This window comes from Amycolatopsis panacis (assembly GCF_003600245.1).
GTDB classification, from domain to species: Bacteria; Actinomycetota; Actinomycetes; order Mycobacteriales; family Pseudonocardiaceae; genus Amycolatopsis; species Amycolatopsis sulphurea.
The window spans coordinates 1-18,206 of sequence record NZ_QZFV01000100.1; the positions used below are offsets into that span (position 1 = coordinate 1).

General features: G+C 67.2%; 17 protein-coding genes. 3 read left to right on the plus strand and 14 right to left on the minus strand.

The window, feature by feature from the left end:
• The first annotated feature begins 277 nt into the window (after nt 1–277).
• Both folP and D5S19_RS21430 read left to right on the plus strand, forming a co-directional pair.
• Entirely contained in the window at nt 278–1,165 is an 888-nt protein-coding gene (folP, locus tag D5S19_RS21425) for a dihydropteroate synthase (RefSeq protein WP_158605584.1), read from the plus strand.
• A 15-nt stretch (nt 1,166–1,180) separates the two neighbouring features.
• Nucleotides 1,181–2,029, plus strand: coding sequence for an endo alpha-1,4 polygalactosaminidase (locus tag D5S19_RS21430; RefSeq protein WP_233574073.1), 849 nt, complete (start codon nt 1,181–1,183; stop codon nt 2,027–2,029).
• A 143-nt stretch (nt 2,030–2,172) separates the two neighbouring features.
• Here D5S19_RS21430 and D5S19_RS21435 read toward each other — a convergent pair whose 3' ends face one another.
• Genes D5S19_RS21435 through D5S19_RS21470 form a run of 8 tightly spaced genes read right to left on the minus strand, consistent with a single transcriptional unit; the run spans nt 2,173 to nt 12,149 of the window.
• On the minus strand, nt 2,173–3,669 hold the full coding sequence (locus D5S19_RS21435) for a CoA-acylating methylmalonate-semialdehyde dehydrogenase (protein ID WP_120025153.1): 1,497 nt from the start codon (nt 3,667–3,669) through the stop codon (nt 2,173–2,175).
• Nucleotides 3,666–4,301, minus strand: a complete 636-nt coding sequence (locus D5S19_RS21440) for an SRPBCC family protein (RefSeq protein WP_158605585.1) — start codon at nt 4,299–4,301, stop codon at nt 3,666–3,668. Before D5S19_RS21440 ends, D5S19_RS21435 begins: the two co-directional genes overlap by 4 nt.
• The gene (locus tag D5S19_RS21445) at nt 4,298–6,655 is read right to left on the minus strand and encodes a xanthine dehydrogenase family protein molybdopterin-binding subunit (protein ID WP_120025155.1); all 2,358 of its coding nucleotides are present in this window, start codon (nt 6,653–6,655) and stop codon (nt 4,298–4,300) included. Before D5S19_RS21445 ends, D5S19_RS21440 begins: the two co-directional genes overlap by 4 nt.
• Nucleotides 6,652–7,128 carry a (2Fe-2S)-binding protein gene (locus D5S19_RS21450; protein ID WP_120025156.1) on the minus strand — a complete coding sequence of 159 codons (477 nt, stop codon included), beginning with the start codon at nt 7,126–7,128 and terminating at the stop codon, nt 6,652–6,654. Before D5S19_RS21450 ends, D5S19_RS21445 begins: the two co-directional genes overlap by 4 nt.
• Before the next feature lie 22 nt (nt 7,129–7,150).
• A complete protein-coding gene (locus tag D5S19_RS21455; RefSeq protein ID WP_120025157.1) occupies nt 7,151–8,836 on the minus strand; it encodes a thiamine pyrophosphate-binding protein in 1,686 nt (561 codons plus the stop codon).
• A gap of 19 nt (nt 8,837–8,855) precedes the next feature.
• Entirely contained in the window at nt 8,856–9,737 is an 882-nt protein-coding gene (locus D5S19_RS21460) for a carbon-nitrogen hydrolase family protein (protein ID WP_158605586.1), read from the minus strand.
• Nucleotides 9,730–11,127 (minus strand): dihydropyrimidinase, encoded by a 1,398-nt coding sequence (gene hydA / locus D5S19_RS21465; RefSeq protein WP_120025159.1) that lies wholly within the window; start codon nt 11,125–11,127, stop codon nt 9,730–9,732. Before hydA ends, D5S19_RS21460 begins: the two co-directional genes overlap by 8 nt.
• A complete protein-coding gene (locus tag D5S19_RS21470; protein WP_158605587.1) occupies nt 11,124–12,149 on the minus strand; it encodes an ABC transporter permease in 1,026 nt (341 codons plus the stop codon). Before D5S19_RS21470 ends, hydA begins: the two co-directional genes overlap by 4 nt.
• A gap of 180 nt (nt 12,150–12,329) precedes the next feature.
• Here D5S19_RS21470 and D5S19_RS21475 point away from each other — a divergent pair, with 180 nt between their 5' ends.
• Entirely contained in the window at nt 12,330–13,181 is an 852-nt protein-coding gene (locus D5S19_RS21475; protein ID WP_120025161.1) for an FAD binding domain-containing protein, read from the plus strand.
• Nucleotides 13,182–13,462: 281 nt separating this feature from the next.
• On the opposite strand, the gene D5S19_RS21480 is transcribed toward D5S19_RS21475, so the two are convergent.
• The 6 genes from D5S19_RS21480 to D5S19_RS21505 form a co-directional block, all read right to left on the minus strand.
• The gene (locus D5S19_RS21480; protein ID WP_158605588.1) at nt 13,463–13,888 is read right to left on the minus strand and encodes an Imm1 family immunity protein; all 426 of its coding nucleotides are present in this window, start codon (nt 13,886–13,888) and stop codon (nt 13,463–13,465) included.
• Nucleotides 13,876–14,193 carry a DddA-like double-stranded DNA deaminase toxin gene (locus D5S19_RS21485; RefSeq protein ID WP_120025163.1) on the minus strand — a complete coding sequence of 106 codons (318 nt, stop codon included), beginning with the start codon at nt 14,191–14,193 and terminating at the stop codon, nt 13,876–13,878. Before D5S19_RS21485 ends, D5S19_RS21480 begins: the two co-directional genes overlap by 13 nt.
• 448 nt (nt 14,194–14,641) lie before the next feature.
• Nucleotides 14,642–15,226, minus strand: coding sequence for an LppA family lipoprotein (locus D5S19_RS21490; RefSeq protein ID WP_120025164.1), 585 nt, complete (start codon nt 15,224–15,226; stop codon nt 14,642–14,644).
• A gap of 18 nt (nt 15,227–15,244) precedes the next feature.
• Entirely contained in the window at nt 15,245–17,026 is a 1,782-nt protein-coding gene (locus tag D5S19_RS21495; RefSeq protein WP_120025165.1) for an alpha/beta hydrolase, read from the minus strand.
• The gene (locus tag D5S19_RS21500; protein WP_120025166.1) at nt 17,026–17,334 is read right to left on the minus strand and encodes a hypothetical protein; all 309 of its coding nucleotides are present in this window, start codon (nt 17,332–17,334) and stop codon (nt 17,026–17,028) included. The genes D5S19_RS21495 and D5S19_RS21500 overlap by 1 nt, the downstream gene beginning before the upstream one ends.
• 167 nt (nt 17,335–17,501) lie before the next feature.
• Complete coding sequence (locus D5S19_RS21505) at nt 17,502–17,756, minus strand: hypothetical protein (RefSeq protein WP_147397481.1); 255 nt, start codon at nt 17,754–17,756, stop codon at nt 17,502–17,504.
• Nucleotides 17,757–18,206 lie beyond the last annotated feature (450 nt).

The following is an 18,206-nucleotide window of genomic DNA, read 5'->3' on the forward strand; positions in this document are numbered from 1 at the left end:
CTCTTCCGATCTGTGAAGGGACCCTTCACAGACTCAGAGTCCGTGAAGGGTCCCTTCACAGACCCGAAACCGGTCCGGCGCACGCCACGAGGTGGTCGCACACACACCTCCGCATCGCCCACCGCCGGGTCCCCGACCAACTTTGCCGACACCCTGGACTCTCGGGCTGTGAAGGGTCCCTTCACAGCCCGGCAGCTTCGCGGTGACGGCGGAAAGTCCCGAAACCCCCAGGCGATAAGCTGATCTCCGCATCGGCGATCCGGCAGGAGGTACTCGAGTGGGCGAGCTTCGGGTGAAGGGGCGGCAGGTCCGGACCGATCGGCCGCTCGTCATGGCGATCCTCAACGCCAACACCGACTCCTTCTCCGACCCCGGCCCGCGGGACCTGGACAAGCTGCTCGACCGGGCGGCGCGGTTCGCCGCCGAGGGCGCGGCGATCATCGACGTCGGGGCGCAGTCGGGCATCACCGGCCGGGCGCCGGTTCCGGCCGAGGCCGAGATCGCGGCCGTGCGCCCGGTCGTGCGGGAGATCGCCCGCTCGCTGCCGGGCGTGCTGATCTCGGTCGACACCTTCAAGGACGACGTGGCCGAAGCGGTGCTCGACGCGGGGGCGCACCTCATCAACGACGTCTCCGGCCTGCGGAACCAGCGGATCGCCGAACTCTGCGCGCGGCACGAAGCCGCGCTGGTGATCATGCACACCAGCGCTCCTCCGCTGCACAAGCTCCAGGACCCGGATCGGTACCAAGACGTGACCATGGAGACGATGCGGTACCTCGATCGGCAGTGTGAGCTGGCGGTGCGCCTGGGCCTGCCCGAGGACGCGATCATCATCGACCCCGGCCCGGACTTCACCAAGACCCCGGCGCAGACGATCGAGCTGCTGCGCAATGCCCGGCGCTTCGCCGAATTCGGCAAGCCGCTCCTACTTGCGTTGTCCCGCAAGGACTTCGTCGGCGCGTTGACCCAGCGCTCCCCCGTGGACCGCACAGCGGGCACGCTCGGCGCCATCGCGGCGCTGCGGCACCTGCCGGACCAGATCCTCCGCGTGCACGACGTTCAGTCCACTGTAGACTTGCTCGCGGTGTTCGACGCGATCACCGGGGATACGCCGATCCCCCGTGATCTCACAGTGCCGCACCGTCTTCTGCACCAGCAGGCGTGATCACGGAAAGAACGGATGAGATTCATGGGTCGTTTCCTCGGCTGCGCGCTCGCGGCCGCTCTGCTGTTCGGTGCGAGCGCGTGCTCGACGCCCGGTCCGGACACCTCGGACACTCCTGCCGCCGCGCCGAGCACCGGATCGGCCGCCCCTCGGCCGGTGAACGCGCCCCCGACCGGCGCGCCGGTCGATTACCAGCTGGGTGGCGCCTATCCGCCGCCGGAAGGGGTCACCGTGGTGAGCCGTGACCACGGTGCCGCGCCGGCCGCGGGCCTCTACAACATCTGCTACGTGAACGCGTTCCAGGCGCAGCCCGGCGCGGACGCCGAATGGGACGCCGACCTGCTGCTGCGCGCCGGCGACGGGAAACTCGTCGTGGACAACGACTGGCACGAGACCCTGCTGGACCTGCGGACGCCGGAAAAGCGGGAGCGCATCGCGGCCAAGGTGTACGGCTGGATCGACCAATGCGCCGACAAGGGATTCCAGGCGGTCGAGCCGGACAACTACGACAGCTTCCTCCGCTCGGAGGGCCTGCTCACCGACGCCGAGGCGCAGGAGTTCGTCCGGCTGCTGTCCGCCCACGCGCACGGCAAGGGGCTCGCGGTGGCACAGAAGAACACCTCGGAACTCGCTCCCCGCCACGCCGCGAACGGCCTGGATTTCGCCGTCGTGGAGGAATGCGGCGAACAAGGCGACTGCGCCGAGTACGTGTCGGCGTTCGGTGACCACGTGATCGTCATCGAGTACACCGACGACGGACTCGCGAAGGCTTGTGCCGAGGGCGGCGGGCGGCTGAGCATCGTCCGCCGCGACCACGGCGTCGCTCCGCTGGGCAACGCCGAATACGTACGCAAGACCTGCTGAGCCTGCCCACCCGCGCATCAACCGAAAGTCACGAACCTGATCACCGACATCGCCCTGGACCTCGCCGCGGCCCGCTGAGGCGGTCGCGGTGGGGGTGATGCCGCCGGCGTGCTGATGCCGGCGGCATCACCCGGGCATCGGTTTCACTGTGCGCGCGGGAATCCGAGATCCACGCCGTGCTGCTCGGACGGGTCCAGCCAGCGGGCGGTCACCGTCTTCTGCCGGGTGAAGAAGTGGATCCCGTCCATTCCGTGGGCGTGGGTGTCGCCGAAGAGCGAGGCCTTCCAGCCGCCGAAGGAGTAGTAGGCCATCGGGACCGGGATCGGCACGTTCACCCCGACCATGCCGACCTCGATCTCGGTCTGGAATCTCCGCGCGGCTCCGCCGTTGTTCGTGAAGACGGCGACGCCGTTTCCGTAGGGATTGTCATTGATGATCCGCACGGCCTCCTCGTACGTGTCCACGCGCACGATCGCCAGTACCGGCGCGAAGATCTCGTCCTGATAGATCGTCATCTCCGGGGTGACGTGATCGAACAGTGTGGGACCGAGCCAATAGCCGCCCGGATCGCCTTTCGGGGACACCGTGCGTCCGTCGACTTCGAGGCTCGCCCCTTGCGCCAGCCCGGCCTCGATGTAGCCGGTCGCACGGTCGCGGCTTTCGGCGGAGATCACCGGCCCCATATCGCTGTCGGAAGTGCCTTCTCCGACAACGAGTTTCGCCATCCGTTGCTTGAGTTTGGCGGTGAACTCGTCGGCGATGTCGCCCACGGTGACCACCACGCTGACCGCCATACAGCGCTGCCCCGCAGAGCCGAAGCCGGCGCCGATCGCCGCGTCTGCCGCCGAATCGAGATCGGCATCGGGCAGGACGACCATGTGGTTCTTCGCCCCGCCCAAGGCCTGCACACGCTTACCCGCGGCCGTTCCTCGCTCGTAGACATAGCGCGCGACCGGAGTCGATCCGACGAACGAGACGGCCCGGATCGCCGGGTGGTCGAGCAGGCCGTCCACCGCGAGCTTGTCGCCCTGCAGGACGTTGAAGACGCCGTCGGGCAGCTCGGCCTCCTTCCAGAGTTCGGCCATCCACAACGACGCGCTCGGCGCCTTCTCACTGGGCTTGAGGATGACGGAGTTCCCGGCCGCCAGCGCCAGCGGGACGAACCACATCGGGACCATGGCGGGAAAGTTGAAAGGCGCGATGACCGCGACCGGTCCGACCGGCTGCCGGATGGACTGCACGTCGACCCGGGTGCTCGCATTGACCGTGGCACTGCCCTTGAGCAGATGTGGTGCCCCACAAGCGAATTCGACGACCTCCTGACCCCGCGCGACCTCGCCCAGCGCATCGCTGAGCACCTTGCCGTGCTCGCGCGTGATGATCTCCGCGACCTGGTCCTTACGCTTGTTGAGCAACTCGCGGAAGGCGAACAGCACCGAAGTGCGCCTCGCGAGCGACGTGTCCCGCCAGGCCGGAAAAGCCGCCACCGCCGCGGAAACCACGGCTTCGACGTCCGCGCTGGCGGCGAGGCGTAGCCGGCCGGTGGAGGTTCCGCTGGCCGGGTTCAGGATCGGCAGCTCGTCCGGGCCGTCACCGTCGTAGCGCGCTCCGTCGATCCAGTGCGTCGCGGTGGTGCTCATCCCTTGATCCTTTCGCGGGTGCGGGCGGCGAGCCGCTCGATACCGAACAGCACCACGACGAGTGCCTTGCGCAGCCAGCCCAAAATCATCCCCTTGACCAGGGCGCCGACCGCGAGTTCGGTCTTTCCGGCCGCCGGGGCGGCGGCCGGTGTCCGCACATCGGCAGAGGTTTCCGGTGCGGAGCCGAGAATCCTGCTCTCGATCTGCCGGGCCGCCTGGCCGACCAGCTGATTGCTCACCTGCTGGAGCACTCCGCGGCCCATCGTGGCGACCCGCCCGGCGATCGCGAGATCCGTGTGGATGGTGACGCGGGACTGGCCCTCGGCCTCGGCCACCGACATCTCCATGGTGGCCGCCACGGTGCCGGCCGCGCCTTGTTCCTCGCCCTCGGCCCGGATCGTGGCCGCCCGTTTGTCCTTGTCGACGGCGGTGATGGCGCCGTTTCCCCGGTAGCGCACCGTCACCGGGCCGACTTTGACCTTGAGGCTTCCTTCGAACGTCGATTCGTCCACGATCCGGTCGATGGTGACGCCGGGGACGCAGGTGACGACACTCGGCGCATCGAGCAGGAAGCCGAAAACGGCGTCCGGGGGCGCGGCGATGGCAAACTCGTGCAAGAGTTCCACGGTCACGATTCCTTGGGTAGCGGGGTGGATGTGGCAATCAGGTGCCGCACGCGCTGCGAGGTCATCGGCATGCGGTGCACGGACACCCCGAGGGGTTCGAGCGCGTCTTCGATCGCTTCGGCGATCGCGGCGGCGACGGGGATGATGCCCGCCTCCCCGGTGCCCTTGATCCCGAGCGGATTCCATGGCGAGGGGGTCTGCAGCTCGTCCAGCACGAGCGGGGGCAGGTCGTCGATGGTGGGCAGCCGGAAGTTGAGGTAGCTGGTCGTGGTGGGCTGGCCGGTGTCGTCGAAGGTGAACAGCTCCAGCAGCGCGCCCCCGATGCCCTGCACGAGCCCGCCCAGGATCTGCCCGTCGACGACGAGCGGGTTCAGGACCCGGCCGCAGTCGTGCACCACGACGTAGTTGAGCAGGGTCGTCTTGCCCGTGGCGGGGTCGACCTCCACCTCGGCGACGTGCGCGCCGGAGCCGAACACCCACTGCCGCCGGCGGAAGTACTCGGTCGCAGACAAGACGATCGGCGGCGCGTCACCCCCGGCCCGCGGACCCGGTGCCGCAGGTCCGGCCGGATACCGGATCGGGTTGGCACCGGTGGCGAGTTCCGCCAGGGACAGGCCCGCACCGGTGCCCGCGACCCGGACGAGCCCGTGGTCGATGGTCAGGTCTTCGACGGCGCATTCGAAGAATTCCGCTGCGGTTTCAAGGATTTGCCGACGCAGGGTGGTGGCCGCCGCGGCGACTGCGTTACCGGCCATCACGGCGGCGCGGCTGCCGAACGTTCCGTGCCCCACCGCACCGGCGCCGCCCGAGGTCGCCCGGACGACGACATCCGCCGGATCGCAGCCGAGGACGTCGGCCGCCACCTGCGCGAACGTGGTCGCGTGCCCTTGTCCTTGCGAAGGTACGGAAACTTCGACGACGATCCTGCCGTTCGGGTTGAGCGCCGCGGTGCAGCCTTCGTACGGGCCCACACCGGTCCCTTCGACGTAGGTGGCCGAACCGATACCGGTGAATCGTCCCTCGTCCCGGCGCTCCTTTTGCCGGGCACGGAAAGCGGGCAGGTCCGCGTGCTGCATCGCGAGCTGGAAACCCTTGGCGTAGCGGCCGCTGTCGTAGATCGCGCGGCTTCCGTCGTGCAGATCGAGACCGGTGTCGTAAGGAAAAGCGTCTTCGGGGACGAAATTGCGCCGACGCACTTCGCTGGGCTCCAGACCCAGCGACTTCGCCACCGCGCCGATGAGCCGTTCCATCACGAACACACCCTGCGGGCGACCGGCGCCGCGATACGGGCTGACCGGCGGCTTGTTGGTGTAGATCACGCGGCCGGTGAATGCGTAGTCCGGCACGTGATACTGGCCGGGCAGGTGCGTCCCGGTCACGGCAGGCACCGCGATCCCGTACGGGATGTAGGCGCCGGTGTCGTGGACGAACGCGGTTCGCACCGCCAGCAGCCGGCCGTCGGCGTCGTAGCCCACGGTGGCCTGGTGCACCTGGCCGCGTTCCTGATTGGCGCTGATGAAGTGCTCGTACCGGTCCTCGGTCCAGGCCACGGCCGCTTCGAGGCGCATGGCCGCGAGCGGGACGAGCACCTCCTCGGGGTAGAACAGCATGATCTTGGTGCCGAAACCGCCGCCGACGTCCGGGGCGACGACTTCGAGCCGGTCCAGCGGCAGGTCGAGAATCCGGCTGAGTCCCTGCCGGATGGCCACGTGCGACTGGGTCGAGTCGGACACGTGCAGGCGGCCCGTGCGCCGATCCCACGTGGCGTGCACTCCCCTGCCCTCCATGGGCATACCGCCGCTGCGCTCGATCTCCAGGTCGAGCGTGAGCTGGTGCGGTGCGGCGGCCAGCCCGTTTTCGACATCGCCGCGAGACTGGTGAACCACCGCTGCGACGTTGTCGGCGACATCGTCGTGCACCCTCCCCCGGCCGGTGTCGGAGAACTCGACGACGGCAGGGAGCGGCTCGTAGTCGATCTCGACCAGCTCCGCCGCGTCCTCGGCCCGGTACCGGCTGTCGGCCACGATCATGACAATCGCCTCGCCGACATACCGCACCCGATCCACGGCCAGTGGCAGCTGCGTCCGCGGCGCGATGAGGTCCGGGTGCGGGGCGAGCAGGGGCAGCGGGCCGTTGAGGTCGCCGAGATCATGCCCGGTCCACACGGCACGGACGCCGTTGAGCCGCTTGGCCTGTTCGACGTCGATCGCGGTGATCCGGGCGTTGGCGTGCACCGAACGCACGAAGTAGGCGTGCAGGGTCTCCGGCGTGACCAAATCGTCGACGTAGGCGCCGAGACCACGCAGAAGACGTTCGTCCTCCACCCGCTCCACCGGTGTGCCGGTCGCCTTTCCCGTCATCTCGGGTTCTCCCCGTCGGACTCGGCGAAGATCTCCTCGACGACCCGCTTGATGCCGCGATATCCGGTGCACCGGCAGATGTGCCCGCGCACACTGTCCAGCGCGTCCTCCCGCGACGGAGCGGGACGGTTCCGCTCGGCGGTCAGCGACATGAGAATCCCCGGCGTGCAGAATCCGCATTGCAGGGCGTGATGTTTCCGGAACGCCTGCTGGATCTCGGTCAATTCCGCCCCCTCCGGCGCCAGATCCTCCACGGTCCGCACCGACCGGCCGGACATCTGCACCGCGAGAGTGAGACACGAGCGGACGGCCTCACCGTCGACGAGCACGGTGCACGCGCCGCACACACCGTGCTCGCAGCCGACATGCGTGCCCGTGAGCCCCAGCTCGTGCCGGAGATAGTCACAAAGCAGCGTCCGCGGCTCCACATCGGACTCCCGGGTGCGGCCGTTGACCTCGACGGTGATTCTCATTCCGGCTGCCCGCCTTTCCTGCTCATGCTCCGGTCGGCATCGGCATACTCGCAGCGTAAGAGGTCACGGGGGCGATCGCTTCCGGATCGATCCGGGCGTCGATCAGCGTCGGCGCACCACCGGCCTCGCTCAGCGCCTTCGCCAGCTCGGCCGCGGTCCGGACGGTGACGCCGCGTGCCCCGAGCGCGATCGCGGCGTCGGCGTAGCTCGCGTCCCCGAAGTCGTTGATCTCCGGGATGATGTTGCCCTCGACGTACTTCTGCAGGTGGTACTCGAAGGCGAGGGTCCCGTTGTTCATCACCACGATCGTGGCGGGAATGCCCACGCGCGCGGCCGTCTCCAGCTCGGCGAGGTTGTAGCCGGCGCCTCCGTCGCCGGTGATGCACACGACCCGCCGATCCGGCGCGGCGAGTTGCGCGCCGAGCGCGCCCGGAATGGCCCAGCCGAGTGACCCGGCGGCGCGGAGGAAGGTCGCGCCCGTGCTCCGCTGCGGGTAGAGCACGCCTGCCCACGCGGCCATGTACCCGGTGTCGGCGACGACGATGTCCTCACCGTCCAAGGCGTCCGCGATCATCGAGACGACCTCGCGAGGGTGCATGTGCTCGGTGCTGGTGTCCGCCGTGTCCAGGGCATGCGCCCGCCAGTTCGCGATTTCGTCGACGCACTCGGCCAGCCAGGCGCGGTCACGCGCGGCCGTGGCGCGTGCCGTGTCGGCGGAGAGCGCTTCGATCAGCGCGGCGACCGTGGCCTTGACGTCGCCGAGCACGTTGAGCCCGGCCGCCGGATCGAGGGAACCGGTCGCGGTGTCGACCCTGATCAGCGGGACGTCCTCGAACAGCGTGAAGGAGTCGCTGGTCACCGAGCCGGTGCGGCTGCCGAGCACGAGCACCTGATCGGCCTCGCGGGCGATCCGGTTGGAGATCGGTGCCGCGTACCGGCCGACGACGCCGGCGCCGAGCCGATGGCTGTCGGCGATGCTGCCCTTGCCGCCGATCGAAGTCACCACCGGTGCCTGGAGCAGCTCGGCGAGCTGGGCGATTTCCTCGCCGACACCGGAAACGCGTGCGCCGGACCCGGCCAGGATGACCAGCCGCCGGGCGGAGGTCAGCGCGTCGATCATCGAACCGAGCACCTCCGCGGACGGAAGCGGCCGGTACATCGGCGCGGCCAGCCGGGTGGCCGGCGCCGCGGCAGCCGCCTCGGGCTCGGTCGTCTCGGCGATCACGTCCCTGGGCACATCGAGGTGCGCCGGTCCGGGCGCCGAAACCGCCTCGTGCATCGCGCGCAGGAGCATCCGCCGCACGTGATCGCCCTGGCGAGCCTCGCCCGCCCAGTGGGTCACCGGCTGGTGCAGCGCGAGCTGATCGAGCAGCTGGTACTCGTGCCGGTCGCGGGTGGCAGCGGGCACGGAGCTGGTGAGGGAGACGACGGGGCTCATCGCCCAGTACGCGTCGGCCAGCGCCGCGGCGACGTTCGCGGACCCGGGGCCGTGCTGGCCGTAGACGAACGTCGGCCGTCCGGTGATCCGGGCGTAGCCGTCGGCCATGTACACGGCGCCTTGCTCGCTGCGGCACGGGATCATCCGGATGCCGCGCCGCTGGAACGCGGTCCACAGGGCGGGATCGCCACCGGTGAGCATGAAGAAGGTGTCGATCCCCTGGTCCGCGAGGATCTGACCGATGATGTCGGCGACTCGGGTCGTGGTCATGTTCGTGGTTCTTCCTCGCTCAGCTCGTCAGGCGGTAGGTGTAGAGGTCCGGTCGTTGCGCGCCGCGGATGCCCATGGCGCGGGCCGTGGTCGCGACCGCGGTCTTCGCGAAGGCCCCCGTCGCCGTGGTGACCGATCCGGCGTCGGCGATCCGGGCGATCCGCCCGTCCGGCCCGATGACCATGGACTGGCCCAGGTACGTCACGTCGCTGTCGCCGAGGACTTCCCGGCCGTGCCGGTTCGCGACCGCCACGATGGCGCTCTGCTGGAGCGCCATGGCCTGCATCTCGGCGGCGAAGGTCGGTTCAGTCCCCTGCGGCGACGCGGTGGGGACGGCGACGATGTCGGCCGAATTGGCGGTGAGCGTCGCCCACGCGCCAGGAAAATGCCGGTCGTAACAGACGAGCACGCCGATGCGGCCGAAATCGAGGTCCCAGGTCAGCAGCTCGGGCCCGGCTTCGAAATGCTCGTCCTCAACGAACGTCGATCCGTAGCCACGCACCGTGCAGAGGTGGGTTTTCTCGTAGACAGCATGGTATTCGCCACTGGTGACGCCTCTCCCCTCGACGATCCGGCCATCCCGGTCGAGCACGACGGCGGCGTTGTGCACCCGCCGGCCATCGGTGAAGCACACGCCGACGACCAGGTTGCTGTCCAGTCTCCCGGCGAGTGTCCGAAAAGGATCGACGACCTCCTCCAGCGGCAGGGCCTGTGGTCCGGGCCGGTTCCGGGGATCGACTCCGGCCAGCGGGAAGTACGGCGTGTTCGCCATTTCGGGAAAGACGAGCAGATCGTGCCGCCCGAGGGTGCGCCCCAGATCGAGGACCGCCGCGGGTCCGATGCCACCGGCAGGCGTTTGGACTACCCCCACGGTGATGTCGCCGGAGGGAGGCTCAGACATCGTAGTTGCCGGCTCCCCGGCGAATGTACTTGCCGCGCCCCGGATTGTGCCGGGCGTTGCCGCGCTCGGCGACCAGGACCCCACGGGAGAAGACGAATCGCGGCCAGCCATGGCACTCGTACCCTTCGTACGGGTCGTAGTCGGCGTTGGAATGCATTTCGTCGACCGTGAGCCGCCGGACGTCCTCCGGATCGATCACCGCGATGTCGGCGTCCGCGCCCGGCGCGAGCACGCCCTTGGCCGGATGCATGCCGAAGAGCTTGGCCGGATTGGTGGACGTGAGCGCCACGAACTGGCGAGCGTCGAGCTTGCCCGTCCGCACGCCCTCCGAGAACAGCATCGGCACGCTGGTCTGAAGGTTCGAGACGCCCGCGGGAATCCGCCAGAACGGCGCGTCGGCGAGCTTCTGCTCCGCCTTCCACGGCGCATGGTCGGTCGCATACGTCTGGATCTCGCCGCCCTGCAAGCCTTTCCACAGCGCCTCGGAATCGGTGGTGGACCGGATCGGCGGGAGGCACACGTATTTGTTGCCCTCCTTGTCCGGCAACTGGTAAACGCTCTGCTCCAGGAACAGGTACACCGGGCGCGTCTCGACGAAGATCCGGCCGAACTTCTTGCGGGCGTCGCGGACCGCTTCGAGCGCTCCCTCGGTGCTCAGGTGCACGAAGTACACCGGCGCTTCGAGCAGCGCGGCATATTCGGCGATCTTGCGCGTGGCGATCGTTTCCGCCTGCGGCGGCCTCGCCTGGGGCAGGAACTCGACGCCCAGGTCCCCGCGCTGCTCGAACGCGCGCGTGAGGAAGTCGATGAGCACCCCGTCCTCGGCGTGCACGTTGACGATCATGCCGGCGTCACGGGCCGCCCGGAGCACTTCGAGAATTCCCGCGTCCGGCAGCTGAAACCCTGACACGGCACCGAAAACCTTGACACTGGTCACCCCGGCGTCGACCACCTGGGGGAACTCGGCGACGGCCTTCTCCGCGTCGTCGGTGACCACGACGTGCAGCCCGTAGTCGATGTTCGCCGTCGTCTTCGCCAGTTCGAGGTCGCGTTCGATGGCGGCCATCAGCGTTTCGCCTTCCTCCTGGAAGGCGTAGTTGATGATGGTGGTGATCCCGCCCGCGGCGGCGGCGCGGGTGCCGGAGTCGTAGTCGTCGGCGTTGTGCGAGCCCACGTAGCCCACGTAGTGGTGGAAGTGGGTGTGCACGTCGATGGCGCCCGGCACCACCAGGCAGCCGGTGGCGTCGACCTCGTCGGCGCCGGCGCCTTCGACGGTTCCCACTTGGACGACCTTGCCGCCGCGGACGGCGACGTCACCGGCGGCCATCGTGTCGGCGTTGACGACGATGCCGCCCCGGATGACGAGGTCGTACTCCTGGTGCGTGGTCATGCTGGCTTGCCTCCGATGGTGAGCCGGGACAGCCGCTCCAGCAGAGCGGCGATGAGGATCAGCGAGCCGATCGCGACCTGCTGCCAGAACGCGGTGATGTTCATCAGCACCAGGCCGTTCTGGATGGTGGCGATGAGCAGCGCGCCGACGACGGAGCCGCCGATGCTGCCGACTCCCCCGTTGAGCGAGGTCCCGCCGATGACCACGGCCGCGATCGCCGCCATCAGGTCCTGGGTGCCGACGGTGCCCGAACCGGAATCGAGCCGGGCGGCGATGATGAGCCCGGCCAGACCGGCCAGCGCGCCGCTGAGCACCAGCACCTTGATCTTGATGCTCGCGATGCTGACCCCGGAAAGCCTTGCCGCCTCCCGGTTTCCGCCGACGGCGTAGACGTCCAGCCCGAAACTGGTCCGGCGCAGCGTCACCGCCAGCACCAGCGCCACGACCGCGGCGATGAGGACCGGCACCGGGATGCCGAACACCTTTCCGGTGCCGAGGAAGCCGAACTGGCTGCCGAGGCCGAACACCGAGGTGCCGTTGGTCAGCAGATTGGCCGCGCCGCTGGCGATGCTCAGCATCGCCAGCGAAGCGACGAAGGAGGGCACCGCGAACCTCGTGAGGAAGAGGCCGTTCACGAATCCGGCCGCGGCACCGACGGCGATCCCGCCGACGATCGCCAGCGGCCACGGGATGCCGTAGGTGACGATCATGACCGCGGCCACCGACCCCGTCAGCGCTTCGACCGAGCCGACCGAGAGGTCGATCTCGCCGGCGATCAGCGCCACGGTCAGGCCACAGGCCAGGACGGTCAGGGTCGAGGCGGCGAGCAGGATGTTCAGCACGTTCCCGACAGTGGCGAAATCGGGCGCGATGGCGGCCAGGACCCCGCACACCGCGATCAGCGCCACCGAGGTTCCAGCGATCGGCGACGCGAGGACGCGGGACCAGACGGGACGGCGCTTGCGAGCCGGCGCCGGGACCGGCTCCGCGGTCCGCGCCGGGGGCAGTCGAGTAGCACTCACCAGCTCCTCCTTCCGAGGGGATGCACAGCCGGGGTGGCCCGAATAACACCACGCCGACGCCCCGCCGTCAAGGAATTGGCCTTACCGATTTTTTGATCTCACGGCCAAAACTGGCCAACACGCCGTCAAATCGGCTCGATGTCGTGACACTGGTCAGTCCAAAGCGTAGAGTTGGGGGCTATGAAGCCCTCGTCGTTCCTGTACCGCGCACCGGCCACTCTCGGGCGCGCGCTCGACGACCTCGCGGAGTGCGCCGAAGAGGGCGGCAAGGTGCTCGCCGGGGGCCAGAGCCTGCTGCCGATGCTGAACTACCGCCTGGTCCGCCCGCCCGTCCTGGTCGACCTCGGCAACATCACGGAGCTGGCCGAGCAGACGATCACCGGCCGGGGTTTCCGCCTGGGCGCCATGACCACCACGGGCCGGCTCGCACGGGCGCCGGAGGTCCGGGCCGCCTGGCCGCTGCTGGCCACGGCGGCAAGCTGGGTGGGCCACGTCCAGATCCGTTCGCGGGGCACGATCGGCGGCAGCGTGGCACACGCCGACCCGTCCGCCGAAATGGCGGCGACGATGCTGCTCGCGGACGCCCGGATCACCCTGAAGTCCACCCGCGGCGAACGCGTCGAGCAGGCCGGCGATTTTTTCCTCGGCTACCTCAGCACGACCGTCGAGGACGACGAGATCCTCACCCACCTGGACTTCGAGGTCCCGAACGCCGGCGGACGCTGGGGCTTCGAGGAATTCGCACCCCGGCACGGCGACTTCGCGGAAGCCGGCGCCGCACTGACGCTCCCGGCCGACGGCAGCGAGGAGCACGGCCGCGCCGTCTCTTTCGGCGTGGCAGATCGGCCGTTCCGGTTGCCCAGCCTCGAAACGCTCCTCACCGCGTCGACCGGACGGCTGTCCCGCGGGGTTTTCAACGGCGCGGTCGGCAACGACTTCGACGCCGTCGGCACGGTTACTGCGGAGAAGCGGGACATGGGCGCGCATCTCGTCGAGCGCGCATTACGCGCCGCGGGAGTCGCTGTCGACTAGCGCGGGTTCGGTGGACTCGGGCTGTGAAGGGACCCTTCACGGACTCTGGGGCCAGGGCCCCGGCAAAGTTGGTCGGGGGCCCGGCGGTGGGCGATCGGAGGTGTGTGCGACCAGCTCGTGGCGTGCGCCGGACCGGTTTCGGGTCTGTGAAGGGACCCTTCACAGACTCAGAGTCCGTGAAGGGTCCCTTCACGGACCTCTACACCGACTTTGCCGACACCCTGGCCTCTGGGGCTGTGAAGGTGGCCTTCACAGCCTGCGGTCAGGTTCCCGACTCGGCGCTACTTGGTATCGGTTTTAGGGGTCAAGCCTGTGGGGACGGTTCCTGTTGCCAGGAATTCGCGTGCGACTCGTCGCACCTCGTCCATCGGCACTTCGTAACTGGCCGGTATTTCCCGCACGTGCGCCATGTAGTCGTAGACAACGTATTCACCGGAGTTGCCGTCGCTGTGTGTCTGCGCAGGTTCCGATGTCATGAACATGACAAATCCCGTTGCCTGCCCGATGCCCATGTCGAACACGCCGCGCTGTGGGTCACCGACCACGGAACACTCCACCATTGACGGCACCGCAACGTCTTTGGTGTCGGCTTGCACCCGTGCAATGAGCGCGTCGAGTTCCTCCGGCGTCTCGATGACGATGGCCGGATCACCCTCGGAATAGTCGTTGTCCGGCTCCTGGTTGTACCAGACTTCTAGCGTGACCACGGCTTGGCTCCTCCGGTGAACGTCTTGCGGTAGTTCGGGGCGTGCACGGTCATCGTGCAGCCCTCGGGCAGGATAATCGGCACCAACGTGTCACAGCCGTATGGACCCTTGCACGGCCGGTTGTTCAGGGACACATCCAAGTGCTTGCGGCCTTCCCGCACCATGCGCGCCGCGAGCTTCTGTTCAACGTCGGCCGTCGTCGCGAGGTCGCCACGCGGCGGTATGCCGTATTCCTGGAGCAGCCGGGCGGCCTCGGCGGCAGCGCAGCGGTTGCACAGCCCCGAACGGGGCTCGCGAGGCGGCACCCCGGAATCCGGGGGCTCGGTCCCTCGACCGGCGGCGGCCTAGCCACGGTGGGCGTACCGCATCAAGTCCGGTCAACCTGGCACCACGCGCTACCGGTGACACCTCGACTCCATGCGTCCCCGATCAAGGAGGATCGCCACGGCCGGTCACCGAAGTAGCGCCCAACGCACAACCACCAGCACCAACCCACTCACGCAGGCCCGTGACGGCGATCACAAGCTAGGAAGATCCGGTTGCAACGTTCAACCCGGAAAGGTCAAGAAGAATCTGTCAATAGTGACGCGTATCCCATTCTTGCATACGTTGTCCCCTTGACAACGGGCCATTCGTGACACTCAACGGTTCACATGTCACCCAAGGGCTTCGCGTGAAGCGGACGCGCCATCGTACCGACGGCGGGTCCGCTTTCAACGTTCTGGCAAGGAAAATAAGGCACGATCAACACGATCAATAAGTTGGCACCGGCGCGGGGATGCCACGGGTCTTGGCCTCTGCGGTCAGGTGGCATCCCGTACGCAAAAGTAGCGTCGTGTTCACTGCGGTGCCAAAGTTCAATTCAGCATTGAAGACGTCACGAAAAACTACTTCGTGATTACTTGGCCGGTTTACCACGACCTCGCCGCCGCCAAATCCGTAGTCTTGCGCAATACGACCAACGGCCGAAACCACCTGCTCCCATTGAGCATCGGGCAGATTTCCTTTGGCCATCCAGTTTGCAAGCCCCTTGACTTCGGCATCGTCTTTCCTCAAGTTGGCATTAACGGCCGTGGAGTCGTTGCCACAGGATGCCGCTGTCGACGGATTCGCTTGCTGCCATTTCAGTGTTGGCACGATAGCTGTAACTTGGTCGCGCACCTTGCTGTAAAGATCCTCGTAACGAGCTACCGCCTGGTCAAGGTCGGGACGTTTCATTAACTCGTTGAACTGCTCGGTTTTCTGACTCACAGTGGTCTCCGGGGGTACATCTGGGCCGCAGGCGCTCACCACCAACGTCATGCAGACGGCGGCAATCAGGCAGTATGTGCGCTTCATTGATGAAGTGGATCCTCGCTATCTGGGCGGCGGTTGCGGGTCGCGGCCGGGTGGCGCAGGAACTGGCTGCCCCGGCGTCGGCGGCGGTGACGGCACTTCCCACGGCTGTACATGTCGCACCGTGAGGTCCGGCCGTCCGGCAACGACGTTTGCCATGTTGTATTGGCTGGTCGAGTTGTTGTCCAGATACTGTCCATGCTCGTGAGTCGCATGAAGCGTGCGCCCATCCGCTCCGGATGCATCGCCGGTCGACAGTTGTTCAATACCGGCAACCGAACCACCGGAGATCGCCTGATAAGGCGACGTTCCGAAATTGTGAGCGATGTCCAGGCGTGGCACTGGGTCCTGATCGGACCATTCTGAGTAGACGTGACCTTGCGGCACCTTGAGATCACTCGGCGTCTGCATGTCAAGACCGGGAGACCCGAATACGACGGCATCGTGCACTGGCGTTGACTGTTGCAAGGCAATCCCGGTGGTGAGGCTGCCGTATGAGTGACCAAGGGCGGTCAAATGCAGTGACTGGTTCTGGATATCATGGGACGCACCGATCCCATTGAGGAATCCATCGAGCTTGTGGGCTCCGATTTTCGCCAAGTTGTCATTGCCTACCGACAAGTCAGGATTGAGTACGTCTGAGGTTTGAGGCGCCTCGTAGCCGATCCAAGTTACGGCAGCAACGCTTCCGCCGTCGCCGAAACGATTAGAAATGTTCTCGCTGTGCTGAAGAAGATTCTGCATGTCATTGTCGTAGCCCTTGAGGCTTCCGTCCACGGTGGATGTGAAGCCAGGCGTGAAAACCGCGACATGTTCAGCGGTGTCGACGTTGCCAACTGCTATTGTCGCCTTGACTCGTTCGCCCGACGTATCCAACGTCAGCAGTTGGCGATCACCTTTTGCCATTGTCGCGTCGATCGAGTCCAGCGAATTGAGTTTCGCTTCTATTTTTTGCCACTCGCCGATTGCGTTGGACATCAATCCTGGTGGTGGGTACGGCATTCCCTTGATCTGATCGATGTAGCTCTGAGCGGTCGCGAGTTGGCGTTGGAGGTCGGCTCGTTCGGCGGGCATCCGGGCGATGTTCGCCTGGGAGCGGACAGCGCCTGGGAGTCCGTCAAGGTTGCCGAGCCAGTCCGGGTGGTCGCGCAGGAGGATGGCTTGTCCGGCGGGTGAGAGGGAGTTCCACCAGCCGGCGTTTTGGCTGGGTGTGCCGTCCTTCGGTGGCTCCGACAGGGTGAGGCCGGGATCTAGGGCGCCGTCTGCGGCTGCGGCAGTGACGGTGGTTTCGTCGCCGGTACCGAAGTCGCCGGCTTCCGCGCGCTTGAGGACCGAGGCAAGGTCGTTGTCGATGTCGTCGGCTGTGCGCAGGGCTTGGGTGATGGCGTCGCCGACCTCGGTCCGGGCACGGGCGCGGTCTTCCGGATGCAGCTCTGCGGGTGCTTTGCCGTCGGGGTAGAGGTCATTGACCGTGCCGTTGCCGGCAATCTGGTAGCCGTATTTGCGGGCGAGTTCTTCGGCGTTGGCGATGGCGTGCTGAACACCGCTGATCGCGTCGGCGGCTTGCCCGATGGACTTGCCGACGATGCTCGCTCCGGCCGCCATCTTGTCGATCCGGAACATCAGGCCCTGGTGTGTCGATCCGGCGTTGTCGGCGGCCGGTCCAGCCCAGCCCTCGACCGGGAACACCTTGCCGTAGTCATCGCCCGAGTGAGTGAGGACCTGAAGCCGCTGCTGCACCGTGCGGAAGATCTCGTCCAATTGCCCGATGTTCCACCGCTTCACGTCGGAGACGCTGACCATCAGCGGGGCCTCCGGAGGTTGCCCGCGTCGGACGCGGTGTTAGCGGCAGCGTGGTCTCCAGCTTGGTAGGCGTCGGCGGCCTTGGCCAGGTCTGCGCCGTACTGGCCCGCGTCAGTGCACCAGGTCTTGAAGGACGTCTGCCACGAGTTGCTGAACGATGACGCCGCGCCTGCCGCATTTCCGCCGGGCAAGGCGGCCGACAGTCCGCCGACCGGTTCACCGCAGTCCGCTCCGCGTAGTTCGCCCGTCGTGTCACCAGCGACCTTCCCCGCCGCGCGTAAGGCGTCCGGCACCGTCCGGAATCCCATCGTGTCCCCTCCCGTAGTCACTTGGTGACACTACGGGAGGGGACGCCGGAGATTCAACGGCTCAGGTCACAGTCACGGGGACCTACCCGGGCATCCCGGGCACGTCTACTCATGCGCGATAGGTAGAACTACTCAGGCCGCATGATCGCGAACCTGAACGCTTGTTCTCAATCTGTGTTATCTGGCGATTCCGGCCGCATCTGTGCGGCGATTTCCTCCAGCATCGCGGCAAACTGCGTCGTGGCCTTCGGTGGAACCGTTCCCGCGTCGATCGCCGCACGGAGCTTCGCGGCGGTCTCGGCGATCGATGCACCGGTCTCGGCCATCCGTTCCTTCGCGGCCGCCAGCTTGTCTTGTTCAGAATTCCCGGACATATCATCACTATGAGAACCGTGTTGCGAGTCGACCTGATCGCCATTCATAAGAGTGTCACCTTCTTTCGAGTCGGAAGCTTGAAGTGGAAAGTGCGCACCCAGCCGGTTTGCGGGAAGGGGCTGGGTGCGCGGCGCTCCGCGAGGAGCGGCCGGAGTGGGAGGCTATAAGTTCTCCAGGCCGCCTCTGACTCGACGGAGAAGATCCAATGACGGTCGACCATCCGGCGACTCGCGGGGATGAGGTGTCGGCGTCGGCGGCCGAATTGGCAGGTTGCGCCCGGTCATTGGGTACATGGGCAAGGGTTCGGCCCAGGTAATTTTGCCGTTTCCGAACGGGTAGCTTCTCCAACGCTTGCTTACCTCGCGAAGCGACCACACCCAAGGTGGCGGCCGTCTGGCCTTGTTACCTGCGTTCTCCGCGGCGGCTACTCCGCGTGCCGTCTCGTACAACCAGTCCCTGAAGTCCGGCGACCGCCGGACGAGATCCGAACCCCCGGA

Coding starts and splice junctions, on each gene's coding strand:
- D5S19_RS21430 (WP_233574073.1), top strand. CDS start 1,181: ATGAGATTCATGGGTCGTTTCCTCGGCTGCGCGCTCGCGGCCGCTCTG.
- D5S19_RS21435 (WP_120025153.1), bottom strand. CDS start 3,669: ATGAGCACCACCGCGACGCACTGGATCGACGGAGCGCGCTACGACGGT.
- D5S19_RS21445 (WP_120025155.1), bottom strand. CDS start 6,655: ATGACGGGAAAGGCGACCGGCACACCGGTGGAGCGGGTGGAGGACGAA.
- D5S19_RS21450 (WP_120025156.1), bottom strand. CDS start 7,128: ATGAGAATCACCGTCGAGGTCAACGGCCGCACCCGGGAGTCCGATGTG.
- D5S19_RS21455 (WP_120025157.1), bottom strand. CDS start 8,836: ATGACCACGACCCGAGTCGCCGACATCATCGGTCAGATCCTCGCGGAC.
- D5S19_RS21460 (WP_158605586.1), bottom strand. CDS start 9,737: ATGTCTGAGCCTCCCTCCGGCGACATCACCGTGGGGGTAGTCCAAACG.
- hydA (WP_120025159.1), bottom strand. CDS start 11,127: ATGACCACGCACCAGGAGTACGACCTCGTCATCCGGGGCGGCATCGTC.
- D5S19_RS21475 (WP_120025161.1), top strand. CDS start 12,330: ATGAAGCCCTCGTCGTTCCTGTACCGCGCACCGGCCACTCTCGGGCGC.
- D5S19_RS21490 (WP_120025164.1), bottom strand. CDS start 15,226: ATGAAGCGCACATACTGCCTGATTGCCGCCGTCTGCATGACGTTGGTG.
- D5S19_RS21495 (WP_120025165.1), bottom strand. CDS start 17,026: ATGGTCAGCGTCTCCGACGTGAAGCGGTGGAACATCGGGCAATTGGAC.
- D5S19_RS21500 (WP_120025166.1), bottom strand. CDS start 17,334: ATGGGATTCCGGACGGTGCCGGACGCCTTACGCGCGGCGGGGAAGGTC.
- D5S19_RS21505 (WP_147397481.1), bottom strand. CDS start 17,756: ATGAATGGCGATCAGGTCGACTCGCAACACGGTTCTCATAGTGATGAT.